Origin of the sequence: Candidatus Endomicrobiellum pyrsonymphae, assembly GCF_020328025.1 — a bacterium.
In the GTDB taxonomy this organism is placed as follows: Bacteria; Elusimicrobiota; Endomicrobiia; order Endomicrobiales; family Endomicrobiaceae; genus Endomicrobiellum; species Endomicrobiellum pyrsonymphae.
The window spans coordinates 1-2,360 of the sequence record NZ_JAIXMZ010000115.1; the positions used below are offsets into that span (position 1 = coordinate 1).

General features: G+C 37.2%; 2 protein-coding genes. One reads left to right on the forward strand and one right to left on the reverse strand.

Going from position 1 to position 2,360, the window contains the following annotated elements; genetic code table 11:
* Positions 1 to 378 precede the first annotated feature (378 nt).
* Positions 379 to 1,575 (forward strand): phosphopentomutase, encoded by a 1,197-nt coding sequence (locus LE180_RS06870; RefSeq protein WP_374134702.1) that lies wholly within the window; start codon positions 379 to 381, stop codon positions 1,573 to 1,575.
* 283 nt (positions 1,576 to 1,858) lie between these two features.
* Here the strand turns inward: LE180_RS06870 and LE180_RS06875 are convergent.
* Positions 1,859 to 2,360, reverse strand: a 502-nt coding sequence (locus LE180_RS06875; protein WP_374134703.1) for a hypothetical protein, incomplete at its 5' end; no start/stop codon positions are given.

Sequence of the window (2,360 nt, forward strand, 5' to 3'; positions counted from 1 at the left end):
ACTAAAGATGTTTAATCTTGAGAGCTGGTCTTAAAAAAACTCCCCAAAAAAATCTTGCTAAACAGGTTTTTATGTCAGTGGAATAAGTAGTCTTCAACATCATCACCAGCGTCGTCTCTCAGCGGTGACCAGTAGCATCAGTAGGATTCCTAATATGGATATGTTGTGTTCGTTAATAGCGGTAGAGAGCAGATGGATAAAACAAGAGAAGAGTGTTGCCATATAAAGACAATTTTTCACTGACATAAAAACCTGTTTAGCAAGATTTTTTTGGGGAGTTTTTTAAGACCAGCTCTCAAGATTAAACATCTTTAGTAGGCAGACTGAGATTTCGTTTGATGGATGGAGTACATAATTTTGAACTGTGAATTTGGAAAAATGTCCATTGTACTGATTGTTTTGGATAGCGCTGGCATCGGTGAACTTCCGGATGCCAGCATGTACAATGACAAAGGCGCAAACACAATAGGACACGTTTTTGATTCGTTGGGAGAGTCTTATTTTCTGCCTAATATGGCAAAACTCGGGTTGTATAAAATTTTAAATACAAAAAATAATTTACCTGATACGAACGTTGTAGGTTGTTATGGCAAAATGATGACAAAGTCGCCTGCAAAAGACACTACAGCAGGGCATTGGGAAATGGCGGGGGTAATTTTAAAGAAGCCTTTTCCGGTATATCCTGATGGTTTTCCTAGAGGAATAATCGAACAATTTGAAGGACAAATAGGGGTAAAAGTAATTGGTAACTGCGTTGCTTCCGGAACTGAGATAATAAAACAACTTGGCGCGGAACATCAAAAAACGGGATATCCTATCGTTTATACATCGGCTGATTCTGTGTTTCAGATAGCGACTCATGAGGAAACGTTTGGCTTAAACAGGTTATACGAAACATGTATAACTGCAAGAAATATTTTACAAGGCAATAATGCCGTAGGCAGAGTTATTGCAAGACCTTTTATAGGAGTGGAAGGCAATTACACGAGAACCCCAAACAGAAGAGACTATTCTTTAACTCCTTTTGAAACAACAATTTTAGACGAGATAAAAAGCGCCGGAGGCGAGGTTGTCGCTATTGGCAAGATAGAAGATATTTTTAATGCTAAAGGTATAACCAAAGCAATTCATACCGAAGGAAATTTAAACGGTATGGATGTAACTCTAAGTGAAATTCAACGACATTGCGATAAGCAAACGTTAATTTTTACAAATCTTGTTGATTTTGACATGTTTTGGGGACACAGACGTGATGTTAAGGCATATGCTAAAGGTCTTAAAGATTTTGATAATTTTTTACCGAGTTTAGTAGAGAATTTAAACGATAACGATATTCTTATTATAACAGCAGATCATGGTTGCGATCCTACGTATATGCTTCACACAGATCATACTAGAGAATATACCCCTCTTTTAATATATGGTAAAAAGTTAAAGAAAAATATTAATCTGGGAATAAGAGATACGATGTCAGATATTGCTAGAACATTTGCCGATATTTTGGATCTTCCTGCAATGAAAAACGGGAAAAGTTTTAAAGACTTAATTTTATATTCAACTAAGATGGCAGTGTGAAATCCAGTATTCTCTCAAAAATTCAAAACACCAAGATAGCTCTGCTTTTTCTGCACGACTTTGATACTACGTTGGCAATCGTTAGCAAAACAATCACAAATCATTTTAACGTATAATGTCTCTATCAGCTCATTCACCACATCATTCAGAATATTCCTTTTGCGAGTTATCTTCTCCTGTGGTTGTTTCGTTATTGTTTTGTTGTTGTCATTGCTGTCGTTGTTGTTTTAAAGTCAAAAAATTAAAAGTAGTTAAAATAGTTCGTTATATTTTAACAGCTGGTTTATGCTTTTGCTTCTCCTGTTTCAGCTTTGGGGTTATCTTTTGTTGTTGCGTTGTTGGTTGTTTCGTTAGCGTTTTGTTTCTGATTATCGAGTTTTTCGTGGTGCTTAGCAAATAATCCAGTTTCTATTCCTGTTGCTATCCCTGCTATCACCCCTGTAATTATTCCTAGCATTGCTCCAGTTAGCACAATTCTTAATTGACTATCAACTTTTCCTCCCAGTATTCCTGTGAGTAAAGGGAGTACTATCGCTCCTGTCGCTGCTCCCGCTCCCGCGAGTCCGTAAGCTCGTTGCGATTCAAATACTGTCGTCACTATTCTTGCTGCTTCTCCTGCTGCTAGTGCAGATGCTATTGTCAGTACGCCGAGTGCTAATGTTTCTTTTGTATTTATTTGATTATAAAAAAACTGTTGCGCCATTACTGGTATACTTGTTACTCCAACTACTGCTTCTGTTGTTAAAGTGTACCATGTTGGTTTATACCATCTTGGTCCGTCGTTG